This window comes from Actinomadura citrea (assembly GCF_013409045.1).
In the GTDB taxonomy this organism is placed as follows: domain Bacteria; phylum Actinomycetota; class Actinomycetes; order Streptosporangiales; family Streptosporangiaceae; genus Spirillospora; species Spirillospora citrea.
In genome coordinates, this window is the sequence record NZ_JACCBT010000001.1 from 8,284,799 (window position 1) to 8,308,009 (window position 23,211).

General features: G+C 69.6%; 20 protein-coding genes. 7 read left to right on the forward strand and 13 right to left on the reverse strand.

The window, feature by feature from the left end; translation table 11 throughout:
• Positions 1 to 10 precede the first annotated feature (10 nt).
• Positions 11 to 850, reverse strand: a complete 840-nt coding sequence (locus BJ999_RS37915; RefSeq protein ID WP_179837690.1) for an EamA family transporter — start codon at positions 848 to 850, stop codon at positions 11 to 13.
• Positions 851 to 884: 34 nt separating this feature from the next.
• Here BJ999_RS37915 and BJ999_RS37920 point away from each other — a divergent pair, with 34 nt between their 5' ends.
• On the forward strand, positions 885 to 1,367 hold the full coding sequence (locus BJ999_RS37920) for an Lrp/AsnC family transcriptional regulator (protein ID WP_179837691.1): 483 nt from the start codon (positions 885 to 887) through the stop codon (positions 1,365 to 1,367).
• A gap of 77 nt (positions 1,368 to 1,444) precedes the next feature.
• Here BJ999_RS37920 and BJ999_RS37925 read toward each other — a convergent pair whose 3' ends face one another.
• Positions 1,445 to 1,693 (reverse strand): hypothetical protein, encoded by a 249-nt coding sequence (locus tag BJ999_RS37925; protein ID WP_179837692.1) that lies wholly within the window; start codon positions 1,691 to 1,693, stop codon positions 1,445 to 1,447.
• 129 nt (positions 1,694 to 1,822) lie between these two features.
• Positions 1,823 to 2,845, reverse strand: coding sequence for a DNA polymerase IV (locus BJ999_RS37930; protein WP_179837693.1), 1,023 nt, complete (start codon positions 2,843 to 2,845; stop codon positions 1,823 to 1,825).
• 160 nt (positions 2,846 to 3,005) lie between these two features.
• Between BJ999_RS37930 and BJ999_RS37935 the strand changes: the two genes are divergently transcribed.
• A complete protein-coding gene (locus BJ999_RS37935; RefSeq protein WP_179837694.1) occupies positions 3,006 to 3,458 on the forward strand; it encodes a pyridoxamine 5'-phosphate oxidase family protein in 453 nt (150 codons plus the stop codon).
• A gap of 40 nt (positions 3,459 to 3,498) precedes the next feature.
• Here BJ999_RS37935 and BJ999_RS37940 read toward each other — a convergent pair whose 3' ends face one another.
• Both BJ999_RS37940 and BJ999_RS37945 read right to left on the reverse strand, forming a co-directional pair.
• Positions 3,499 to 4,356: a phosphotransferase family protein gene (locus tag BJ999_RS37940; protein WP_179837695.1), complete on the reverse strand. Its 858-nt coding sequence runs from the start codon at positions 4,354 to 4,356 to the stop codon at positions 3,499 to 3,501.
• A gap of 379 nt (positions 4,357 to 4,735) precedes the next feature.
• Entirely contained in the window at positions 4,736 to 5,104 is a 369-nt protein-coding gene (locus tag BJ999_RS37945) for a MerR family transcriptional regulator (RefSeq protein WP_218935419.1), read from the reverse strand.
• A 51-nt stretch (positions 5,105 to 5,155) separates the two neighbouring features.
• Here BJ999_RS37945 and BJ999_RS37950 point away from each other — a divergent pair, with 51 nt between their 5' ends.
• Positions 5,156 to 6,037, forward strand: coding sequence for an NmrA family NAD(P)-binding protein (locus BJ999_RS37950; protein WP_179837696.1), 882 nt, complete (start codon positions 5,156 to 5,158; stop codon positions 6,035 to 6,037).
• Positions 6,038 to 6,229: 192 nt separating this feature from the next.
• Here the strand turns inward: BJ999_RS37950 and BJ999_RS37955 are convergent, their stop codons facing one another.
• Positions 6,230 to 6,961 (reverse strand): TetR/AcrR family transcriptional regulator, encoded by a 732-nt coding sequence (locus tag BJ999_RS37955; protein WP_179837697.1) that lies wholly within the window; start codon positions 6,959 to 6,961, stop codon positions 6,230 to 6,232.
• 118 nt (positions 6,962 to 7,079) lie between these two features.
• Between BJ999_RS37955 and BJ999_RS41600 the strand changes: the two genes are divergently transcribed.
• Together BJ999_RS41600 and BJ999_RS37960 are read left to right on the forward strand one after the other, a co-directional pair.
• A complete protein-coding gene (locus tag BJ999_RS41600) occupies positions 7,080 to 7,673 on the forward strand; it encodes an NADPH-dependent FMN reductase (RefSeq protein ID WP_218935420.1) in 594 nt (197 codons plus the stop codon).
• 23 nt (positions 7,674 to 7,696) lie between these two features.
• The gene (locus tag BJ999_RS37960) at positions 7,697 to 9,259 is read left to right on the forward strand and encodes an MDR family MFS transporter (RefSeq protein ID WP_229810506.1); all 1,563 of its coding nucleotides are present in this window, start codon (positions 7,697 to 7,699) and stop codon (positions 9,257 to 9,259) included.
• 79 nt (positions 9,260 to 9,338) lie between these two features.
• Here the strand turns inward: BJ999_RS37960 and BJ999_RS37965 are convergent, their stop codons facing one another.
• Entirely contained in the window at positions 9,339 to 10,256 is a 918-nt protein-coding gene (locus tag BJ999_RS37965; RefSeq protein ID WP_179837699.1) for an NADP-dependent oxidoreductase, read from the reverse strand.
• Between the two features lie 277 nt (positions 10,257 to 10,533).
• Here BJ999_RS37965 and BJ999_RS37970 point away from each other — a divergent pair, with 277 nt between their 5' ends.
• Together BJ999_RS37970 and BJ999_RS37975 are read left to right on the forward strand one after the other, a co-directional pair.
• A complete protein-coding gene (locus tag BJ999_RS37970; RefSeq protein ID WP_179837700.1) occupies positions 10,534 to 10,971 on the forward strand; it encodes a hypothetical protein in 438 nt (145 codons plus the stop codon).
• Positions 10,972 to 10,980: 9 nt separating this feature from the next.
• Positions 10,981 to 12,489 carry a hypothetical protein gene (locus tag BJ999_RS37975; RefSeq protein ID WP_179837701.1) on the forward strand — a complete coding sequence of 503 codons (1,509 nt, stop codon included), beginning with the start codon at positions 10,981 to 10,983 and terminating at the stop codon, positions 12,487 to 12,489.
• A 96-nt stretch (positions 12,490 to 12,585) separates the two neighbouring features.
• Here the strand turns inward: BJ999_RS37975 and BJ999_RS37980 are convergent, their stop codons facing one another.
• The 6 genes from BJ999_RS37980 to BJ999_RS38005 all read right to left on the reverse strand — a co-directional run bounded on the left by BJ999_RS37980 (position 12,586) and on the right by BJ999_RS38005 (position 23,207).
• Positions 12,586 to 12,780 (reverse strand): hypothetical protein, encoded by a 195-nt coding sequence (locus BJ999_RS37980; RefSeq protein WP_179837702.1) that lies wholly within the window; start codon positions 12,778 to 12,780, stop codon positions 12,586 to 12,588.
• Between the two features lie 318 nt (positions 12,781 to 13,098).
• Positions 13,099 to 13,323, reverse strand: a complete 225-nt coding sequence (locus tag BJ999_RS37985) for a hypothetical protein (protein WP_179837703.1) — start codon at positions 13,321 to 13,323, stop codon at positions 13,099 to 13,101.
• A 284-nt stretch (positions 13,324 to 13,607) separates the two neighbouring features.
• Positions 13,608 to 17,480 carry a DNA-directed RNA polymerase subunit beta' gene (locus tag BJ999_RS37990; protein ID WP_179837704.1) on the reverse strand — a complete coding sequence of 1,291 codons (3,873 nt, stop codon included), beginning with the start codon at positions 17,478 to 17,480 and terminating at the stop codon, positions 13,608 to 13,610.
• A 19-nt stretch (positions 17,481 to 17,499) separates the two neighbouring features.
• Positions 17,500 to 20,976 carry a DNA-directed RNA polymerase subunit beta gene (rpoB, locus tag BJ999_RS37995; RefSeq protein ID WP_179837705.1) on the reverse strand — a complete coding sequence of 1,159 codons (3,477 nt, stop codon included), beginning with the start codon at positions 20,974 to 20,976 and terminating at the stop codon, positions 17,500 to 17,502.
• Between the two features lie 597 nt (positions 20,977 to 21,573).
• A complete protein-coding gene (locus BJ999_RS38000; protein WP_179837706.1) occupies positions 21,574 to 22,722 on the reverse strand; it encodes a hypothetical protein in 1,149 nt (382 codons plus the stop codon).
• Positions 22,719 to 23,207 carry a nuclear transport factor 2 family protein gene (locus tag BJ999_RS38005; RefSeq protein WP_179837707.1) on the reverse strand — a complete coding sequence of 163 codons (489 nt, stop codon included), beginning with the start codon at positions 23,205 to 23,207 and terminating at the stop codon, positions 22,719 to 22,721. The genes BJ999_RS38000 and BJ999_RS38005 overlap by 4 nt, the downstream gene beginning before the upstream one ends.
• Positions 23,208 to 23,211: the final 4 nt, after the last annotated feature.

The following is a 23,211-nucleotide window of genomic DNA, read 5'->3' on the forward strand; positions in this document are numbered from 1 at the left end:
TGGACGGTGCTCAACGCTCTCCACGGTGCACCGCGACCGCGGCGATCACCAACCCGACTCCGGCGAGCTCCGCCGGCGCGGGCACCTGCCGCAGCACCACGAGCCCGGTCACGGTCGCGGTCGCCGGGAGCAGCGACACCATCAGCGCGTAGGTGGCGCGGCCGAGCCGCGCCATCGCGAGTTGGTCGCACACGTACGGGATGACGGACGAGGAGATCCCGACGCCGACTCCCGCGGCGAGCGCGACCGGATCGGCCAGGGCCGGCACGGCCTGCACACCGCCGATGGGAAGGACGAACACACTCGCGGCGGACATCGCCATGGCCAACCCGTCGATGCCCCCGGTGTCGGACTGCGCGGCCTTGTGGGCGACGACGATGTACAGCGCGAACAGTGCGGCGTTGGCGAACGCGAAGACGAACCCGAGCGGTTCCCCTTCTATGCGCACCTCTGTCAGGAGATACACGCCCCCGACGGCCGCGCCGAGCGCCATCAGATTGCGTCCTGTCCTTACCCCTATGGCGGCCAGGACGATGACGGGCAGGAACTCGATCGCCGCCACGGTCGCCAGGGGCAGCCGCGCGATCGCCATGTAGAAGGACGAGTTCATCGCCGCGAGGACCGTGCCCCACACCAGGACCGTCCGCCACCCCTTGCCCGTGAGCGTCCGCTCCCCTGTGAACGTCCGCCATGGTCTGCGCCAGACCGCGAAGACGGCGGCGGCGCTCCAGATCCGTATCCCGGCCACGCCCAAGGGCCCGATGCTGGGAAACAGCAGCACGGCGAACGAGGGCCCCAGGTAGTGGAAGACCGCGCTCCCGACAAAGTACGACCAGGGCGGAAACGGCATGGTCGTATCGTCGGTCTGTCCGTAAGTTGGGGGAATGGCGAACCGAAGGGGCCGACCGGGCCGCGCCTACGAACCCAAGCCGCTCGACCCGATCGACCTACGGATCCTCACCGAGCTTCAGCTGGACGGCCGGGCGTCCATCGCCGAGCTGGGGCGCCGTGTCGGGCTGTCCGCCCCGGCCGTCGCCGAGCGCGTCCAGCGCCTGGAGGACACCGGCGTCATCACCGGGTACCACGCCACCGTCGATCCGGTCACGCTCGGCTTCCCGATCGCCGTCCTGGTCCGCGTGAACCCGAGCCCGCGCGAGCTGAGCCGCATCCCCAAGATCGCCGACGAGGTCCCGCAGATCGTCGAGTGCCACCGCATCACGGGCGACGACTGCTTCTACTTCATCGCGCACCTGCGCGCCGTCGAGGAGCTCGAACCGATCCTCGACCGCTTCACCCCGTATGCGAAGACGACGACGTCAATCCTCCAGTCGTCCCCGGTCCCCCGCCGCCCACTGCCCATGTCCTGACACTCCCCATGTCCTGACACCCGCTCACGGCCATCTCCAGCTCCGCCGGGAGCGGGTCCCTTTCGCGGGCAGTGTCCTCAAGCGAAGGCGGAGCACTCCACGGTGGCACGGCGTTCGGTCATGCCCTGCTGGACCGCCGAAGTCACGCACGCGCGCTGCTTGTCGTTCAGCTTGGGCTGGCCGCACTCCTTGACACTGGAGTAGGTGCGGCAGTCCTGGCGCGAGTTCTGCTCTCCGGGGTCGGACGCCTGGGCGGCGGCCGCGCCGCCCACTCCCCCGATTCCGACCACAGCGGCGATCAGTGCCCCGGTCATGACCCTCTTCATCTGCTCTCTCCCCCGTCGCGTTCATCGAGCAACGACGGCCTTCATCCCCACCGCCAAAAACGCCAAAACCCGTCAAAAGGTCAAGAAAACGACGCCACCTGCCGACCATCCTCCGGGCATCTTCCCAGGTCAGCGGTTGAACTCGGCACGGACGCCCAGCAGCCGCACCGGACGCCGCCCGGTGAACCGGTCGAGCGCGACGAGGGCGGCCTCCTGGATCCGGGCCGGCTCACTCGACGGCGCGTCCAGCGTCCGGCCGTGGGTGCGGGTGATGAACGGGACGTACCTGACCTTGACGACGACGCGCGCGACGTCCCTGCCGTCCGCGGCCACGTCTCCGGCAACCCGCTGCGCCAGCCGGGCGACCTCGCGGCGCACGTCCTCCCACTCGTCCAGATCACGCTGGAAGGTGGTCTCCCGGCCGCACGAGCGCGGGACGTACGGCGCGTCGCTCACCGGGGAACGGTCCCGCCCTTGGGCGAGCCGCACCAGCCACGGCCCGGTCGTGGGGCCGACCTCCGTGGCCAGGGCATCGGGATCGGCCGACGCGAGGTCGCCCACCGTGACGATGCCGAGTCCCTTCAACCGCTTGGCCGTTTTGGCCCCGATGCCCCACAGCGCGTCGGTCGACCGGTCGCCGAGCACCTCGAACCAGGTCTCCCCGGTGAGCCGGAAGACCCCGGCAGGTTTGCCGAACCCGGTCGCCAGCTTCGCCTGGAGCTTGTTCTCCCCGATGCCCACGGTGCATTCGAGCCCTGTCGCCGCCCGCACCCGGTCACGGATCTCCCGGGCCACCGCCTCCGGATCATCACCGTCGACGGCCAGGAACGCCTCGTCCCACCCGAGCACCTCCACCACGACGCCGAGGCTGCGCAACGTCGCCATGACCTGCTCCGAGGCGGACTCGTAGAGCTCCCTGTCGACGGGCAGGAACACGGCGTCCGGGCATCGACGCACCGCCGTGCGCAGCGGCAGCCCCGAATGGACGCCGTACTCGCGCGCCTCGTAGGAGGCCGTGCTGACCACGCCGCGCTTGCTCGGATCGCCGTCCCCGCCGACGACGACCGGCCGCCCGCGAAGCTCCGGGTGCCGCAGCACCTCGACGGCGGCGATGAACTGGTCCAAGTCCACATGCAGGACCCACCGAGCCACACCCCCATTGTCCCTCTACCAGCGCGAACACCGCGACGGACCCCGCCCGGCGGCCCTCCTGCTGCTACCTTGCCGCCATGACATGGCAAGATCTCGGGCCCGAGCGGGCGGAGCTTTTGAGGGCCTTCGAGTCCGGGCTCTTCCAGCCGCCGGGGAACCGATGAGCGCCCAGCCCCGCTCTCGCGCCGAGCGCCGCCGCGACACCGAGCACCGGCTCGGCCACGATGTGGACCTCTGGGTGGCCAGCGCCTCACCGGAGGGCGCGCCCCATCTGGTGCCCCTGTCCTTCGACTGGGACGGCGAGGCGCTGCTGCTCGCCACCCCGGCGGACAGCCCGACCGGCAGGAACCTGGCCGCCACCCGAACCGCCCGGCTGGGACTGGGCCCCACCCGCGACGTGGTCATGATCGAGGGCGTGGTCGAGGTGCTCGACATGGCAGCGCTGCCGCAGGAGCGGGGCGACCGGTTCGCCCAGCGCACCGGCTTCGACCCGCGCACCCTGACCACGGCGTACCGCTGGTTCCGCGTCACTCCGCGCCGCGTCCAGGCATGGCGCGAGGAAAACGAACTGAACGGCCGCGAACTGATGCGCGACGGCCACTGGCTGACCTGACACCCCTGGCGAGTCCTCACCGGGCCTGGACGTCACGCTCCTATAGGTCGTCCACAGGGAAGAGCCATTCCAGTGCCGCGACGGATTTTTCAAGGTACTTGCCGTGCCCGGTCTGGAGCCCGTAGGCCATGTCCTCCAGAACGCCGCACCTGGCGTAAAAGCCCGCGCGTGCTGTGACGTCTCCGGCCTCGGCCCGGTATCCGCCCAGGGCCAGATCAAGAGCATCAGGTCCGAGGTCGCGGTAGAGCAGGCCGAAGTCACGGGCCGGGTCGGTGATCGCGGCATCGCTCCAGTCGATGACACCGGTGACGGTCCACGCGTCCGGGTCGATGAGGACGTGTTCGATCCCCAGGTCGTTGTGGGAGAACACCAGATCACGCGGGTCGGCCGGCGGCGAGGCGCCGAGGAACGCCTCCACGGCGGGACGGTGCGCGGGCGGCACGGCTTCGACGATCGTGGCGTAGATCTGCGCGGACTCCTCCACCCACACCGCCATCGGCTCGTCATCGGTCTCCACCAGGTCCGCCATCTCGCCGACCGGAACGGCATGCAACGCGCCGAGGAACTCCCCGAGTGCGACGGCGACCGAGCCGAACTCGGCCGATCGTCGCAGTGGGTCCGCGTCGATCAGCGGAAGACCGGGGAGTTTGAAGTAGGCCAGGCAGCCCTGCTCGGCGACCGTGAAGCTCGGCTCGGGCACAGGCACCGGTGACACATCCGCGACAGCGGCGAGCAGACGGGCTTCGTCGCGAACCTGCGCGGCCCGGTTCCCGGGGTCGGACTCCTTGCTGAAACGGACGATCAGCTCATCGTTGACCTGGAAGGCGATGTTGTCCTCGCCCTCCCCCAACAGCACCACGGAGTCGACCCTGTAGCCGGGGACATGCGCGGCCACCATGTTCCGGACGTCTACGACACGGTCACGTCCCTGCCTCACCACGCGTCGACGCCCGTCCTGCTCTCGCTCTTCACCACCCGCCGACGCTATCGCTTGAGGTCGGCCACCAGCAGCGCGAACACCGTTCGGTGCACCGACAGCGTCGGGCTTCCCGTCCCGGGAGCGCTGCACCGATCGCGATCACGCTGGCCCCCCTCAGACCGCGGAGGAGGCTCACAAAAGACCGACTTGCCCAACCAAGGTCAGCCTTCAAGCCGACACACCCAACTGCCGAGGCCTTCGGCAGACCTCAGACAACCCGCTTGAGGGTGGCGGGCGGGCCAGACGTGGGCGGGTCAGACGTGGGCGCGGTGCTGGAGCCTCCCCATGGGAGGGTGGCTCAAGCTTCGCGGACGAAAGTCGCGCAGTCCGGGCAGTCGTCGAGATACCGATGCCGACACTCAACGGTGTGTTGCAGGAAGGCAATGGCCTGCTGCCTGTGGACGACTTCACTTTCGAGCGCGCCGATCTTCGCCCTGATGACCGCCTGCGCCGCCGACCTCGTCGGCGCCATAGCGGCGGTGACCTCGGGCAATGAGAGCCCGACCCGCCGCAGTTTCAGCACGGTACGCGCTTGCTCCAGAGCACTGTCGTCGTAGATGCGGTAGCCGTTGCCATCGCGACGCACAGTGAGCGCCCCGGCGTCCTCCCAGTGCCGCAGCACGTGGGCTTCGATCCCGAGTTCCGCGGCCACTTCCCCGATTTTCATCACTACACGCGCCTTGCCCTCATGTCGACCTGAACCCCTAGCGTCTCGATCATGCCTGACACCGCCCGCTCCGCGGACCGCCGGCCCGGCTCATCGATCCTGGTCACCGGCGCGACCGGCAACCTCGGCCGAGAGGTCGTCCACCGTCTCCAAGCACACGGCGCGCACGTGCGAAGCCTCACGCGCCACCAGCCCGCTCCACGCGCCGGAGTCGAGCCGGTGGTCGGCGACGTCGCGGATCCCGCTGTCGTCCGTGAGGCGCTCGTGGGCACCGACGCCGTCTTTCTCATCTGGCCGCTGCTTGATTCCTCCTCCGCTCACGACCTGGTCGCGGAACTCAACGCGGCAGCACCCCGTGTCGTCTACCTGTCCACGACCGCCATAGACGACGAAGCCGCTCGCCAGAGTGATCCCATCGTGCAGGTCCACATGGACATGGAAGCCCTTCTCCACGGAGCCGGCCTGCGCCCGGTGGTCCTGCGTAGCGACACGTTGGCCTCCAACACCCGCGGCTGGGCACCCCAGTTGCGGGCGGGCGACATGGTCTCAGGGCTGGACATCGCGCGCACAGCCGTCGTGGACGAGCGCGATGTCGCCGATGCGGCCGTAGCCGTATTGCTCGCGCAACACGACCGGCTGGATCAAGGGCTGCACCTGTTGACAGGACCCGAGGTCCTCAGCCGCGCCGATCAGGTCGCCCACCTCGGTGCTGCTCTCCGGCGCCCTCTGCGCTTCCAGGCGCTCCCCGGCGACCTCGCGCGATCACGAATGCTCGCGGACGGTCGCCCCGAGCCACTGGTGGAAGCGCTGATCGCCGCCTCGGTGCGGCGACCGGAGTCGAACCGCATCACCGATCACGTTGAGGGCCTTACCGGCCGACCGGCCGGCACCTTCGCGAAGTGGGCCGTAGACCACGCGGCCGAGTTCAGCTGACGAAATCGCGGCACGCTAGATGGGCGGCCGCCAGCTCGCGGACCTTGGGTTCTCCACTGGCGAGTCCCCCGACAATCTGTTGATCGCAGCCGTCGCTTTCGGCAGATCGGCGTCGTCCTTTATGGAGGCGGCCGCCTCCAAGTCGCCGCCGGTCGGTCGCCGGCGTTCCCGCTCACACAGGTCCAGGACGTCTCAGCGGATGCTCGCCAGATGGGCGGCGATGCCGTCGAGGACGTAGTCGAGGCCGGTCTCGAACTGCCACTCCAGGGAGTCCTTGCGGGTGGCGGTGTCGAGGTAGCGCTGGAAGGTGGGGTAGCGGCCGGTTCGCATGTGCCACATCATCTGCGGGGCGAGGTCGGCGCGGATCTGGTCTCCCTCGGTCCAGTCGTTCTCGTGCATCAGGCTTTTGAGGGCGAGCTCGTAGTTCATGGCGCCGTGGACGTAGGCGTCCACGGCGCGGAAGACGGCCATCATGGTGTCGGCGTGCAGGCCCGGGTCCTGCAGGGAGGCCAGTGAGCGTTCGGCGATCGCCATCCGGTTGGGCGTGAGCGCGAGCAGGGCCCGGGGCGACAGCTGCGCCAGCCACAGGTGCTCCAGCATCAGCTTCCGGGTGCCCAGCGCCAGGGCTCGCATGGTCTCCCGCCATTCGGCGTCCTCGGGCAGGCGCAGGTCGGCGTAGATGTGGTTGACCATCAGTTCCAGCAGCTCGTCCTTGCCCGACACGTGCCGGTAGGCGGCCATCGGCGCGACGCCCAGCTCGGTGGCCAACCGCCGCATGGTGATGGCGTCGAGCCCTTCCGCGTCGGCGACCGCGACGGCCACGGCCGCGATGCGCTCGGCGGTGAGGGTCTGCCGCGGGGCGGCGGCGGGGCGCTCCAGGCGTTGCCAGAGGGGCTCGCGGGGCCTGTCCTTGTCAGCCGCCATCGGGTACGGCCTCCCTCCTGGTCACAACGCGATACAACGTATCAGCAGTAGACAACGTACACACTGATGTGTACGTTGTCCGCCACAAGATACGTTGTACACATTCAAGGGGTTCGCGATGAACGACGACCGGCTGAAGGTAGCGATCATCCTCGGCAGCACCCGCGACGGCCGCTTCGGCCCGGCGGTGTCCGGCTGGATCGGCGCCCATGTGCGGCGCCGGGAGGACATGACCGCCGATCTGGTCGACCTGGTGGAGACCCCGCTGCCCACCGTCTTCCCCGTACTCGGCGAGCCGCCCGCGTCCCAGGAGGACGCCGACCTGCTGGCGGCGGTGTCACCGCGGCTGGCAGCCGCCGACGCGTTCGTCATCGTCACGCCGGAGTACAACCACAGCTTTCCGGCACCGCTGAAGAACGCCATCGACTGGCACGGGACGGAGTGGCGCGCCAAGCCGGTCGGCTTCGTGTCCTACGGCGGCTTCTCCGCCGGCCTGCGCGCGGTCGAGCAGCTGCGGCTCGTGCTGGCCGAACTGCACGCCGTCACCATCCGGGACAGCGTCGGGTTCCAGGGCGCCTGGTCGCAGTTCGCGCCCGACGGCTCGGCCCTCGACCCGGCCGCCGACGCCGCCGCGACGGTGATGCTCGACCGGCTGGCCTGGTGGGCGCACGCCCTGCGCGAGGCCCGCGCCGCCCGCCCGTACGCGGCGTGAGCCGCGTGACCACCTTGACGGACGTGACCGCACCGGCGCGTCCGCGATCCTTCCGCCTCGGCGTGTTCGGGCTGCTGCTCGGCATGTTCCTGGCCATGCTGGACGGCCTGATCGTGGGCACCGCGCTCCCCACGATCATCGGCGACCTGGGCGGCCTGGACCATCTGTCCTGGGTGGTGACCGCCTACATGCTGGCCGGCGCCGCCACCACCCCCGTCTGGGGCAAGCTCGGCGACCTGTACGGCCGCAAGGCCACCTTCGTCACCGCCATCACGATCTTCCTGGCCGGCTCGATGCTGGCCGGGCTGGCGCGGGACATGCCCCAGTTGATCGCGTTCCGCGCGGTTCAGGGGCTGGGCGCCGGCGGCCTCATGGTCGGCGCGATCGCGATCATCGGGGTGCTCGTCCCGCCCCGTGACAGCGGCCGCCTGCAGTCGATGATCGGCGCCATCATGCCGGTCGCCTACGTCGGCGGTCCGCTGCTGGGCGGCCTGCTCACCGACCGGCTGAGCTGGCGCTGGACCTTCTACGCCAACGTGCCCGTCGGCGCCCTGGCCCTCCTGCTCATCGCCACCCGCATCCACCTGCCGCCCGTCGAGCGCGTCAAGGCGCCCATCGACTACGCGGGCGCGGCGCTGCTCACCGTCGCCGTCCTGGCCCTGACCCTGGTGGCCGGCTGGGGCGGCACCGCCCATCCCTGGACGTCCCCGCAGGTTCTGGTTGCGGCCGCGGTCGGCGTCCTGGCCCTGGCCGCGCTCGTCCCCGTCGAACGCCGCGCCGCCGAGCCGATCATCCCGCCCCGGCTGTTCGGTGACCGCGACTTCACCCTCGCGCAGATCCTCAGCTTCCTGGCCGGGGCGGTGATGCTCAGCGCGGTCAACTACCTGCCGCAGTACATGCAGTACGTGCGGCAGGCGTCCCCGGCGGCCAGCGGCATGCTGCTGCTGCCGTTGATGTTCGGCATGCTCGGCGCCCAGACCCTCACCGGCCACCTCATCAGCCGCAACGGCCGCTACCGCATGTACCCCATCCTGGGCGGCGCACTGATGACCGCCGGAACCCTGGTCCTGCTCCTGCTCGACACGGACACCGGCACGGCCACCGCCTCCGCCCTCACCGCCCTCGCCGGGATCGGGATCGGCCTGGTCATGCAGAGCACCCTGCTCCTCACGATCAACAGCGCCGATCCCCGCGACATGGGCGCCGCCACCGCGACGGTCACCCTCCTGCGCACCACCGGCGGCTCCCTGGGGATCGCTCTACTCGGCGCCCTCTACGCCGCCCGGATGCACGCCGGCCTGACCGATCGTCTCGGCCCCGCGCAGGCGGACCGGCTGAGCGCAGTGACGCCGGCGATGCTGGACGATCTGTCCGCGTCCGCCCGTGAGGCCGTCCGCAGCGCCGTCACCAGCGGCCTGCACGGCATCCTCCTCGGTGCCGCCGCCCTGTCGGCCCTCGCCTTCGGCGTCACCTGGCTGATCCGTGCAACCCCACTCCGCACCGACCCGAGCCCCACACGGCCAAAACGCCAGGCGCACACGTCCGACCCGGGGCCGTCATCGCCGACAGGTGCGGACGAGGCGTAGGAACAGCGAGCGTGGAGCCCTTCTGCCATCACCGCGACAGGCCCGGCTCGGTGGGGTGCCGAGGCGGTGGCGCGTCCGGTCAGGGGTGGAGGACGATCTTGCCGTGCGTGCGGCGTTGCTCCAGTTCGCGGAAGGCGTCCTGCACCTGGGCCAGCGGGTAGACGTTGGCGATGGTCACTTCCAACTCTCCGCGGGCGGCCAGGCGGGCCAGTTGGCCGAGGACGGCCGCGCACGCCGCCGTGCTCTCTCCGGCGGTCTGTGCGCCGACCTTGGCCGCGGTCCCCCAGTCGCGGATCGTGTTGATCCGCTGGGGCCGCACGCCCAGCTCCACCGCCAGGTCGACGTAGCCGGTGCCGAACGTGTCGATGAACGCGTCGACGGTCCCGCCGGAAGCCTGCCTGATCCGGTCGGCCACACCGTCCCCGTACTCGACCGGGATGACGCCGTGATCCTTCAGCCAGGCGTGGTTGGGCTCGCTGGCCAGTCCGATCACCGTGGCGCCGTGCCGCCGCGCGAGCTGCACGGCAAGAGACCCGACGCCGCCCGCCGCACCGGAGACCACGACCGTGTCGGACGGTCCGGGGTCGACCGCGAACACGGTGGCGTACGCGGTCACGCCGGCGACGTGCAACGACCCGGCCACGTCCCAGGACAGTCCCTCCGGACGCGGGGTCAGCCGGACGTCGTCGACCGCGACGAACTCCGCGTGGCTCGCCCTGTCGTGGGTGAAGCCGAGGACCTCGTCGCCCACCGCGAAGCCCCGTACCTCCGGGCCGAGCTCCGCCACGACCCCGGCCAGGTCGGTGCCCTGCCCGGAGGGGAACGTCGCCGGCCAGCGCGCGTGCAGCCCTCCCTGCCGGATATGCGCCTCGCCGGGCTGGATCCCCGCCGCGCGAACCTCCACCAGCACCTGCCCAGGGCCGGGCACCGGACGCTCCACCTCCTCCACCCGCAGGACATCGATCCCGCCGTACTCGTGGAACCGCACCGCCTTCATCGCGTGATCACCGCTCTTCCTCGTTCGGCAGGCCCCGAATGGCCACCCCTTTAGCCTGCCTTCGTCCGGGCGGCTGAGAAACGGACCGTTCTCCCTAGGATCGACGGTCCGAGGTTGTGGGACGCCGTACTGCGGCAGGCCGTCGATGCGGCGTTCCGCGTGACAGCCGGACCGTTTCGCCCCGCCCTCGCAGTCCGCTCGCATCAAGGGATTCCGCGTGCGCCCCGGGTGTCGGGCGTCTTGTCAGCCTCGCCGGGAGACTCTCGCGGACGAAGACGTGCTGATCGCGCCGGAGCGTTGGCGGAGCCGGCTGCATCCGCGGCGCGGTGGCACGCCCGGAACCCCGATCACGCTCGACGCGGGCGCGAGCAAGGCCGTCGCACAGGCGGTGGACGACGCGCGGGACGAGATCGCACAGACCCTGCGCGACCCCGGCACCGCACCGATGCTCGCCGCCGCAGCGCGCGCCCATCTCGGGGGCGATCCGGACCCGTGCGGCGCGGCCGTTCTGTCGCTGGTCACGGCGGGAGAGTCGGTCTGGGCGCGCGAGCACCGGCAGCACGTGGAAGCCTGGGCCTTCCGGCACGGCATCGCGTTCGCCGCGTGCGCGCTCGCCGACCGCTGGGGCCTGGAGGCGAGCCGGACCGGGGAGTTGCGGGACGGGCGGCGAAACAAGATCGTCCGCCCCCCGACCCGCACGTCAGCGGTGAGCTGATGGGGGGCGATGAAGCGGTTCCCGGTCCGGGCGGTGCGGGAACTGGCCGCGGAGGGTGGCACCGACCTGCTCGACGGGCACCTGCGCGGCAACCTCGACGTGATCAAGGCCGCGCTCCCGCTGCTTCCGGAGGACGCCCGCGCGGCGGTCGAACAGATCACCGAGGACCTCGATGCGACCACCGACGCCGACCCGGCGGACCTGCCGGCCGTCCTTGCGGACCCGCCCTGGGCCCGGAAGCGGGAACGGCTGGAACCGTTGGTCATCAAGGGGCTTTCCGCTCCGGAACCGTCCGTCGCGTGGGCCGAGGACGGGCGCGACACCCGGTGTGAGTGGGCGCTGCCCGTCCCCCACGGATGGAGCCGTCACGGCGAGGTGCGCGGACCGTGGAAGGGACGGATCGCCGACTTCGAAGCGGGCCGGCTGAGGAGCGCTGAACAGGTTGCCCTTCTCTGCCTCGCTCCCGTCGAGCAGGTCCGGCATCTCGTCGCGGGCTGGTACGTGCCCAAGGACGGCTACGGCACCCACCAGGAGCCGGAGAGGTGGGTGCCGAGGATCGCCGAACGGTTCGGCCCGGACGCGCTCACCGTCGTCCTGAAGGCCGCCCGGAGCCGGCCTTCGGACTGCGGGCACGTGGTCGTCCCGTACGCCGCCGAACCGGCCGCCGAGCTGGTCGCCGGCTGGCCGCTGCGCGGCGGTGCGGGCAGCTCGCACGCGGAGGCGTGGATGCGCGGGCACGGTCCTCAAGCCGCGCGGCTCCTGCTTCCCGCCGCATTCGGCAAGCCGGGCAAGCGCCGTGACGCGGCCGAGTACGCCCTGCACTTCCTCGCCCGCGAGCTGGGACGCGACCGCGTGGTCCAGATCGCGCGCGAGGTTCGGGGCGAGGTCGGCGACGCCCTGGCGGTGGTGCTGGACCGCGACGCCGACGACCTCGTCCCGCGGAAGATTCCGGAGATCGGGCGCGCGCTGCCGGCCACAGCCGTCCGGCACCTGCTGACCGTCCTGGCGATGTCACCGCCGGACGACCCCGACCCCGCAGGCCGGGTTCGGCGCCGCGCGGCTGCTCGCCGGCGGGAGGCCGGGCGGCGCCCCGTCCGCGTCCGGACACCTGCTGACCATCTGGGGCCTCACCGCGGTGGCCGTCGCACTGCTCGTGGCGGTCGGCCGGGCGGTCCTGCTGCTGCGCCGCCCCGTCCCCCCGCGTCCCCACAAGGCCGCGACCGCCGCCTGGACGGTGGCCGGAGCGGCTCCCCTGCTCGCCCTCCTGACGCTGGTCGGCCCGGGACGGCTGCGACGGCTGCGACGGCTGCTGACCTGGGTCCCCGACGCCTTCATCGCCGCCGCCGCGGCCGCGACCGTACTGTCGGCCCTCCGCCTCACCCTCGCCGTCCGCGCACACCGCCGAACCCCGTAACGGGCCGGGCGAGGCGGCCCGACCGAGCAGGCACCCTCGCGTGCCCGTCTCCCAGAATCGCGGCGAGCGGGGCGGTGGCTGTGCAGGTGGGGTCCCGGCGCTGAGGAGCCGACGACCGTTGCTCCGAGTGCGCGTCACCAAAGAGACGTGCCCCCCGCACAGCGTGCGGGGGGCGACAAGTGGTGCGAGCGCGGGAACCGTCAGCTGTTCCAGTTCCGCGGGCGCGAGTTCTCCAGGGCCTCCTGGGCGGGCACGCCCGCCTCCAGGTCGGCCTCCAGCAGCGCCTTGGTCGTCTGCTGGGCCTGCTCCAGGGACGGCCCGGACCCGGCGGATCCGCCGTTGTCGCCGTTGCCGCCGGTGTTGCCGTTGTTGTTGCCGTTGCCGTTTCCGGACATAGGTAAACTCCAGGGTCTGCTTTGTGCGACTGTGGTCGACCCTGCCGACTGATCAGCAGGGACAGTGGAGACTGTCCGCGGCCAGAGCAGAGATTCATGTATTTCGGTCCTCCGATATATGTGGTAGACCCCACTCGGCCGAGCGCGCTTCTACGGAACCTGAGCCGCCGCAGGAGCGTCGCGAAGCGTCCCTTCGAATGCCGGACGCGGCCGGTGGGACGATGACTCGGGCATCGGCACGGCAAGGATTCGCTCCCAGCACAGTCGAAGCGGGCCCGGCGTTCGCCGGGCCCGCTTCACGTGGGGACGGTGATCAGATCACCGCTGGGGCTGGGCCGCCTCGCGCAAGTCGGCCACGACCTCGTCCACCGAGGTGCCGGGGTTGACCGTGACGGTCAGGCCCTGGTGGTGCTCACCTTCGAAGACGTCGTCGAGGGTGCCGGTGAAGCTCAGCTCCACCGCCCCGCTGACGTCGCCGGCCAGGTGCAGCGCCTGCTCCGCGGCTGCCCTGGGGTCGCCGCTCAGGTCCAAAGTGTGGGCCATGACGTTCTCCCTCTGGTGTTTCGATTGGGTCCCGCAAAGCGGGACGGCTTACCAGAGATCGTCCAGAGATTGGAGAGCGACGCCATCGGCGCCTGGCTGGAGCACGCTCGCCACCGCCCTCAGAGGGCGACCCGTCCGGGCAGGCCCGCTCCGGTCGTGCCGGTGTGCGTGCGTCGAATCCGGTGTCCGGTATCGGAGACACGCCGTGCCCGGAAGCGGGCGAGGCCCCTTCCGGAATCCGGAAGGGGCCTCGCCTTGTGCTTCGCCGGCGCGTGTCAGCCGACTCAGCGGTTGTACTGACCGAAGTCGTACTCCTCCAGCGGGACGGCCTCGCCGGAGCCCTGGCCGAAGGCGTACTCGGCGCCGTCGTCGTAGGAGCCGACGGAGTACACCGCCGCCTTCGCCTCCTCGGTCGGCTCGACCCGGACGTTGCGGTACTGCGGCATGCCGGTACCGGCCGGGATGAGCTTGCCGATGATGACGTTCTCCTTGAGGCCGAGCAGCGGGTCGCTCTTGGCGTGCATCGCGGCCTCGGTGAGCACCCGGGTCGTCTCCTGGAAGGACGCCGCCGACAGCCACGACTCGGTGGCGAGCGAGGCCTTGGTGATGCCCATCAGGACGGGGCGGCCGGCGGCGGGGACTCCGCCCTCGGCCACGACGTTCCGGTTCGTCTCCTCGAAGATCGGACGCTCGACCAGGTCACCCGGGAGCAGGTCGGTGTCGCCCGACTCCAGGATGTTCACCCGCTTCAGCATCTGGCGCACGATGATCTCGATGTGCTTGTCGTGGATCGACACGCCCTGCGACCGGTACACCTCCTGCACCTCCTGGACGAGGTGGAGCTGCACGGCGCGGGGACCGAGGATGCGCAGCACCTCGTGCGGGTTGATCGCACCCGCGATGAGCTGCTGGCCGACGCCCACGGACTCGCCCTCCTTGACCAGGAGGCGGGACCGCATCGGCACCGGGTAGGCGATCTCGTCGGAGCCGTCGTCCGGGACGACGACGACCTTGCGGGCCTTCTCCGTCTCGTCGATCTTGACGCGGCCGGCGACCTCGCTGATCGGGGCCACACCCTTGGGGATGCGGGCCTCGAACAGCTCCTGGACACGCGGCAGACCGTGCGTGATGTCGCCGCCCGCCACACCACCGGTGTGGAAGGTGCGCATCGTCAGCTGCGTGCCGGGCTCACCGATGGACTGCGCGGCGATGATGCCGACGGCCTCGCCGACGTCCACCCGCTTGCCGGTGGCCAGCGAGCGGCCGTAGCAGGCGGCGCAGACACCGATCTTGGCCTCGCAGACGAGGGCGCTGCGGGTGCGGACCTTCTCCACACCCGCCTCGACCAGGCGGGACACGACCGCGTCGGACAGGTCGGTGTCGGCGGGGAAGATGACCGTCCCGTCGACGACGACGTCCTCGGCGATGGTGCGGCCGACCAGGCTCGTCTCCGAGGTGGCGAGCTTGACCAGGGTGCCGTCCTGCAGGCGGTCGGCGACCTCGAAGGGGATCGTGCGGTCGGTGCCGCAGTCCTCCTCGCGGACGATGACGTCCTGCGCGACGTCCACCAGGCGCCGGGTCAGGTAACCCGAGTCGGCGGTGCGCAGCGCGGTGTCGGCCAGGCCCTTGCGGGCGCCGTGCGTCGAGATGAAGTACTCGACGACCGACAGGCCCTCGCGGAAGGACGACTTGATCGGACGCGGGATGGTCTCGCCCTTGGGGTTGGAGACCAGGCCGCGCATACCGGCGATCTGGCGGAGCTGGAGCGGGTTGCCTCGGGCGCCCGACTGGATCATCATCCAGATCGGGTTGGCCTTCGGGAACGCCTTCTCCATGTCCACCGCGACGTCCGCGGTGGCCTTGTTCCAGATCTCGATGAGCTCCTGCTTGCGCTCGTCGTCGGTGATCAGGCCGCGGTTGAACTCCCGCTGCACCTTCTCGGCGCGCGCCTCGTAACCGCCCAGGATCTCCGCCTTGTTGGGCGGCGTGATGACGTCGTCGATCGCGATCGTGACGCCGGACCTGGTCGCCCAGTGGAACCCGGTGCTCTTCAGCGCGTCCAGCGCGTTGGCGACGGCCACCTTCGGGTAGGTCTCCGCCAGCTCGTTGACGATCGCCGAGAGCTGCTTCTTGCCGATCTCGTCGTCCACGAACGGGAAGTCGTCCGGCAGCGTCTCGTTGAACATCGCGCGGCCGAGCGTCGTCTCCAGCCGGTAGGGCCGGCCGGGCTCGTAGCCCTCGGGCGCCTTCCAGCCGCGCGGCGGCGGGACGTCCTTGAGCCGGATCTGGATCCGGGCCTGCAGGTCCAGCTCGTGCCGGTCGTAGGCCATGATCGCCTCGCCGATCGAGCCGAACGCGCGACCCTCGCCGACCGCGCCGTCCTTCTGCGTCGTCAGCCAGTACAGGCCGATGACCATGTCCTGGGTGGGCATGGTGACGGGCTTGCCGTCCGACGGCTTCAGGATGTTGTTGGTCGAGAGCATCAGGATCCGCGCCTCGGCCTGCGCCTCGGCGGACAGCGGCAGGTGCACCGCCATCTGGTCGCCGTCGAAGTCCGCGTTGAACGCGGTGCAGACCAGCGGGTGGATCTGGATGGCCTTGCCCTCGACCAGCTGCGGCTCGAACGCCTGGATGCCCAGCCGGTGCAGGGTCGGCGCCCGGTTCAGCAGCACCGGGTGCTCGGTGATGACCTCTTCCAGCACGTCCCACACGACCGGGCGGGCCCGCTCGACCATCCGCTTGGCGGACTTGATGTTCTGCGCGTGGTTGAGGTCGACCAGCCGCTTCATGACGAACGGCTTGAACAGCTCCAGCGCCATCTGCTTGGGCAGGCCGCACTGGTGCAGTTTCAGCTGCGGGCCGACGACGATGACCGAACGGCCGGAGTAGTCGACGCGCTTGCCCAGCAGGTTCTGCCGGAACCGGCCCTGCTTGCCCTTGAGCATGTCGGACAGCGACTTCAGCGGACGGTTGCCCGGCCCGGTGACCGGGCGGCCGCGGCGGCCGTTGTCGAACAGCGCGTCGACGGCCTCCTGCAGCATCCGCTTCTCGTTGTTGACGATGATCTCGGGAGCGCCCAGGTCGAGCAGGCGCTTGAGCCGGTTGTTGCGGTTGATCACCCGGCGGTACAGGTCGTTCAGGTCGGACGTGGCGAACCGGCCGCCGTCCAGCTGGACCATGGGACGCAGGTCCGGCGGGATGACCGGGATGCAGTCCAGCACCATGCCGAGCGGGCTGTTGCGGGTGTTGAGGAACGCCGAGACGACCTTCAGCCGCTTGAGGGCGCGGGCCTTCTTCTGGCCCTTGCCCGTGCGGATGATGTCGCGCAGCTTCTCGGCCTCGGCGTCGAGGTCGAAGTTCTGCAGCCGCGCCTGGATGGCCGCGGCGCCCATGCCGCCCTCGAAGTACTTGCCGAACCGGTCGCGCATCTCGCGGTAGAGCAGCTCGTCGCCCTCCAGGTCCTGGACCTTGAGGTTCTTGAAGCGGCTCCAGACCTCGTCGAGGCGGTCGAGTTCGCGCTGCGCGCGGTCGCGCAGCTGCTTCATCTCCCGCTCGGCGCCGTCGCGCACCTTGCGCTTCTGGTCGGCCTTCGCGCCGGCCTCCTCCAGCTCCGCCAGGTCGCCCTCCAGCTTCTGCTGGCGGGCCTCGACCTGCGCGTCACGGGCCTGCTCGATCTGCTGGCGCTCCACGGAGATGTGGGCCTCCAGCGTCGGCAGGTCGCGGTCGCGCCGCTCGACGTCCACGCTGGTGATCATGTAGGCCGCGAAGTAGATGATCTTTTCGAGATCCTTCGGGGCCAGGTCCAGCAGGTAGCCGAGCCGGGACGGGACGCCCTTGAAGTACCAGATGTGCGTGACCGGCGCGGCCAGCTCGATGTGGCCCATCCGCTCACGGCGCACCTTGGCGCGGGTCACCTCGACGCCGCAGCGCTCACAGATGATGCCCTTGAACCGGACGCGCTTGTACTTCCCGCAGTAGCACTCCCAGTCGCGGGTAGGACCGAAGATCTTCTCGCAGAAGAGCCCGTCCTTCTCCGGCTTGAGGGTCCGGTAGTTGATCGTCTCCGGCTTCTTCACCTCACCGTGCGACCACTGGCGGATGTCGTCGGCGGTCGCCAGACCGATGCGAAGCTCGTCGAAGAAGTTGACGTCAAGCAACTGTTTTCCCCTTGAGTTCTCAGACCTCGTCGACGCTCATCGCGCCCTCGTTCGGGCGGCGGGAGAGGTCGATGCCGAGCTCCTCCGCGGCGCGGAAGACGTCCTCGTCGGTGTCACGCATCTCGATGGACATGCCGTCGCTGGAGAGCACCTCGACGTTGAGGCACAGCGACTGCATCTCCTTGATGAGCACCTTGAAGGACTCGGGAATGCCGGGCTCGGGGATGTTCTCGCCCTTGACGATGGCCTCGTAGACCTTCACGCGGCCGAGGACGTCGTCGGACTTGATGGTCAGCAGCTCCTGGAGGGCGTAGGCGGCGCCGTAGGCCTCCAGTGCCCAGACCTCCATCTCACCGAAGCGCTGGCCGCCGAACTGGGCCTTACCGCCGAGCGGCTGCTGGGTGATCATGGAGTACGGGCCGGTCGAACGGGCGTGGATCTTGTCGTCGACCAGGTGGAGCAGCTTGAGGATGTAGATGTAGCCGACCGAGATCGGGTCCTTGTAGGGCTCGCCGGTGCGGCCGTCGAACATCCGCGCCTTGCCGCCCGGGCCGACCATCCGCTGGCCGTCGCGGTTCGGGAGCGTGCTCTCGATCAGACCGGTGACGTCGTCCTCGCGGGCGCCGTCGAACACCGGCGTCGCGGTGTTCGTCCAGGCCGGTGCCTCGTCGGCGCCGATGGCCTTGAGGGCCTGCTTCCACTCGGCGTCGTCGCCCTCGACCTTCCAGCCGCGGGAGGCGACCCAGCCGAGGTGGGTCTCCAGGACCTGTCCGACGTTCATGCGGCCGGGCACGCCCAGGGGGTTCAGGACGATGTCGACGGGGGTGCCGTCCTCCAGGAACGGCATGTCCTCCACCGGCAGCACCTTGGAGATGACGCCCTTGTTGCCGTGCCGGCCCGCGAGCTTGTCCCCATCGGTGATCTTGCGCTTCTGCGCCACATACACCCGGACCAGCTCGTTGACCCCCGGCGGCAGCTCGTCACCGTCGTCACGGGAGAACACCCGCACCCCGATGACCTTGCCCTGCTCACCGTGCGGCACCTTCAGCGAGGTGTCGCGCACCTCACGCGCCTTCTCACCGAAGATCGCCCGCAGCAGCCGCTCCTCGGGCGTCAGCTCGGTCTCCCCCTTCGGAGTGACCTTGCCGACCAGGATGTCACCGGGCACCACATCGGCACCGATCCGGATGATCCCCCGCTCGTCCAGGTCGGCCAGGACCTCCTCGGACACGTTCGGGATATCACGGGTGATCTCCTCAGGACCCAGCTTGGTGTCCCGGGCGTCGACCTCGTGCTCCTCGATGTGGATCGAGGACAGCACATCGTCCTGCACCAGCCGCTGCGACAGGATGATCGCGTCTTCGTAGTTGTGGCCCTCCCACGGCATGAACGCCACCAGCAGGTTCTTGCCCAGCGCCATCTCACCGTCATCGGTGCACGGCCCATCGGCGATCACCTGACCGACCTCGACCCGCCGGCCCTCGTCCACGATCGGCTTCTGGTTGAAGCACGTGCCCTGGTTGGACCGCTTGAACTTCGACACCCGATACGTCGTCCGGGTCCCGTCATCGTTCATCACCGTGACGTAGTCGGCCGAGACCTCCTCGACCACACCCGCCTTCTCCGCAGTGATCACATCACCCGCATCGGTCGCGGCACGGTACTCCATACCCGTCCCGACCAGCGGCGCCTCACTACGCAACAGCGGCACCGACTGACGCTGCATGTTCGAACCCATCAACGCCCGGTTGGCGTCGTCATGCTCCAGGAACGGAATCATCGCCGTCGCGACCGAGGTCATCTGGCGCGCCGAGACGTCCATGTACTGGACCTCGCGGGCGGGGACGAGTTCGACCTCGCCGCCCTTGCGGCGGACCAGGATGCGGTCGTCGACGAAGGTGCCGTCGTCATTGAGCAGGGAGTTGGCCTGCGCGATGACGTAGCGGTCCTCCTCGTCGGCCGTCAGGTAGTTGATCTCCTCGGTGACGACGCCCTCGGTGACGCGCCGGTACGGGGTCTCGACGAACCCGAACGGGTTGACGCGGCCGAACGCGGCGAGCGAGCCGATGAGGCCGATGTTGGGGCCTTCGGGCGTCTCGATCGGACACATCCGCCCGTAGTGCGACGGGTGGACGTCACGGACCTCCATGCCCGCGCGCTCACGCGACAGACCGCCGGGGCCCAGGGCGGAGAGCCGCCGCTTGTGGGTGAGCCCGGCCAGAGGGTTGGTCTGGTCCATGAACTGCGACAACTGGCTGGTGCCGAAGAACTCCTTGATGGAGGCCACCACCGGCCGGATGTTGATCAACGTCTGCGGCGTGATCGCCTCGACGTCCTGCGTCGTCATCCGCTCCCGCACCACACGCTCCATGCGGGCCAGCCCCAGACGCACCTGGTTCTGGATCAGCTCCCCCACCGTGCGCAGCCGCCGGTTACCGAAATGGTCGATGTCATCGACCTCGATCGGCACCGCCACACTGCCCAGGGTCGCCTCCTCCTCACCCGCATGCAGACGCACCAGATACTCGATCGTGGCGACCACGTCATCCTCGGTCAACGTCCCCTGGTTCATGTCCAGGTCCAGACCGAGCTTCTTGTTGATCTTGTAACGGCCGACCTTCGCCACGTCGTACCGCTTGGGATTGAAGTACAGATTCTCCAGCAGCGTCTGCGCCGACTCCCGCGTCGGCGGCTCACCCGGCCGCAGCTTGCGGTAGATGTCCAGCAGCGCGTCATCCTGCCCGGAGGTGTGATCCTTCTCCAGCGTCACATTGATCGACTCATACGAGCCGAACCGCTCCCGGATCCGCGCCTCGTCCCACCCCAGCGCCTTCAGCAACACCGTCACCGGCTGCTTGCGCTTGCGGTCGATGCGCACACCCACGTTGTCGCGCTTGTCGATCTCGAACTCAAGCCAGGCACCCCGACTCGGGATCACCCGGCACCCGTAGATGTCCTTGTCCGACGCCTTGTCCAGCGCCCGATCGAAGTACACCCCAGGCGAACGCACCAGCTGCGAGACCACGACACGCTCGGTGCCGTTGATGATGAACGTCCCCTTGGGGGTCATGAGCGGGAAGTCGCCCATGAACACCGTCTGGCTCTTGATCTCACCGGTGGTGTTGTTGATGAACTCCGCCGTGACGAACATCGGGGCGGAGTAGGTCATGTCCTTGTCCTTGCACTCCTCCACGGAGTACTTCGGAGGCTCGAACCGGTGATCCCGGAACGACAGGGACATCGTCCCGGAGAAGTCCTCGATCGGACTGATCTCTTCGAAGATCTCCTCCAGCCCCGACTGCGTCGGGACGCTCTTACTTCCGGCCTTCTGGGCCGCCTCGACCCGGGCCTTCCACCTCTCGTTGCCCAGCAGCCAGTCGAACGAGTTGGTCTGCAGAGCAAGGAGGTCCGGGACTTCGAGCGGCTCCTTGATGCGCGCGAAGGAGACGCGGTTCGGACCGGTTGCGGTATTCGAGGCGTTGCGCGAGGCTGCCAAGAGTGGTCCTTCCGAGGGCTCGCGGCGTAAAACAGATGACACGCACGCCAGACGATCCACGTTCGAGACCTGCTCAAAGAGGTCCAAAGCGGACCTTCACAGGGGTGCTCTCACACGTGGATAGTCAGAGGGCAGCGCAAAGGGGCAGTGTAGCCGAACCGGTACACCGCTCGCAACTCTAGCGCCGCAGTATGCATCACGTTGCCATGGAGCATCGCCCCTCAGCGCCTCTCAGTCAAGAGCGGACTTGGACTTTTCAGGCCCTGACCTGCAGTGAGGAAGGCCATAGTTTAGGGATCGGGGTTGACAGCCCGCGAATCGCCGCAGGCGGCGGGTCGCGCGCCCGCGGGCCGCGCTGCCCGCGACCTCGGCTAGGTGCCGCCCACGGGGGTTAACGGTTGCTCGTCCAGGGGCCGTGCCGGGCGTCTGGAACACCCCGGGAGAGACGGGCGTCCAGGGCCCGCAGGGGCAGGTCCCGGGCCCGGAGCGACACGTCCAGGCCCGGGAGGGACAAGTCCTGACCCCGGCGGGGCAGGGCTCGACCCCGAAACGACAGATCCAGACCTCGGAGGGGCAGGTCCGGGGAGGGACAGGTGTCTAGGAGAGGACGGTGAGCTCGGAGGCGAGCCACTTGCCGTCCTCCTTGACCATCGTCAGCTTGATGCGCAGCGGCTCGGGCAGGCGCTGCTGCTTGTCGCCCTTGGTCGCCGACGACCGGTTGGCGTAGACGAGCGCCACGACCTTCTCGGGGGTCGCGCTCACGACGCCGACCTTCATCACGGTCGTGTTGGAGACGGCCTGCTGCTGGACGGCGACGGTCTTGAGCTGCTGGGCGAGCTTGTCGTACTGGGTGTGCAGCTTGCCCGTCGTGGTCGCGGACGCGGCCTTCAGGTCGGTGTCCAGCGTCTGGTAGTCGTACGAGGACAGCTTCTGGGCCGCGCGGGACGCCGCGAAGGACGCCTCCTTGGACGCCTGCTCGGTCGCGTTCTGCTCGCGGACCTTCAACGCCAGCGCCGTGGTGCCGGCCGCGAGCGCGATCGCCAGGACGACCAGGACGGCGATGACGGTCGACCTGCCGCCCAGCCGGGACCGGCCTGCCGGCTCGTCGTCGTCCTCGTCCTCGTCGGCCTCGGAGTCCTCGCCACCCTCGGTGTCCTCGTCGGTCGCCTTGGGGGGCTTCTTGAGGTTCAGACGCCTGGTCCTGGCGGCCTTGGCAGGCTTCGCGTCCTCGGCGTCTTCCTCGACCTCGGCGTCTTCTTCAGCCTCGGCGTCTTCCTCCGCCTCGGCGGCCTTGGTGCTCGCGGCACTCTTGCCCGCCTTGGTCGTCTTTCCGGCCTTGGTCGTCTTGGCGGTCGCGGCGGCCTTGGTGGTCGCGGCGGCCTTGGTGGTCTTGGTCGTCCTGACGGCCTTCGCGTCGACGTCGGACGTGGTCTCGTCCTCTTCGACGTTCACGTCGTCGTCGACGACGGCCTCGGCGTCCGCATCGGCTGCTGAGTCCACCTCTGCGGCGTCGACGTCATCGGGTGTGACTTCGGGCGCCTTCCGACCACGACGGGGCTTCTTGGGGGATTTGAGGGCCTTCGGAGTCTCCTCCGGCTCCTCGTCCGCCTCGGCGGCGGCCGCCTCGTCCGCAGCGATCTGGGCGAGCCGCGCGGCCTCCCGGGCCTTCGCGGCGGCCTCCTCCGCCAGGCGCGCCGCCTCGGCGGCCTCCTCGGCCCTGGCCGCTCGATCCGCCTTGATCGTCACGGGACAACCTCCAGTCCGGACACGAGCCAGCGCCCGTCGAGCCGCGTGAGGTCCATCTGGTACCGGTAGCCCTGCGGCGTGCCGTTCTGCACCTTGTCGTTGGTGACGGTCCCGGTGAGGGAGACCATCACCTCGGCGGAGTCGCCGTCGATGGAGACCAGCGCGGCGTCGACTTCACTGACCGTCGACTTGGCCTTGGCCTTGGTGATCTGCTGCATGAAGGCGTTCGACTGGCTGCCCAGCTTGTTCCGGAGGTCGCCGGTGGTGCCGCCCACGATGCGGTCCAGGTCGCGCTGGGCGGTGGCGGCGTCGAGCGACATCAGGTTGACGCCCATCTGGCGCGCCGACTGGATCGCCTTCGCCTTCTGGTCGGCCTCGTCCTTGTTCCTGAGGGAGACCACGCCGAGCCAGCCGGACGCGATGGCGAGCCCCACCACGACGACGCCCAGCGCGATCGCGGTGATCAGGGGTAGACGGCGCCTCATCGTG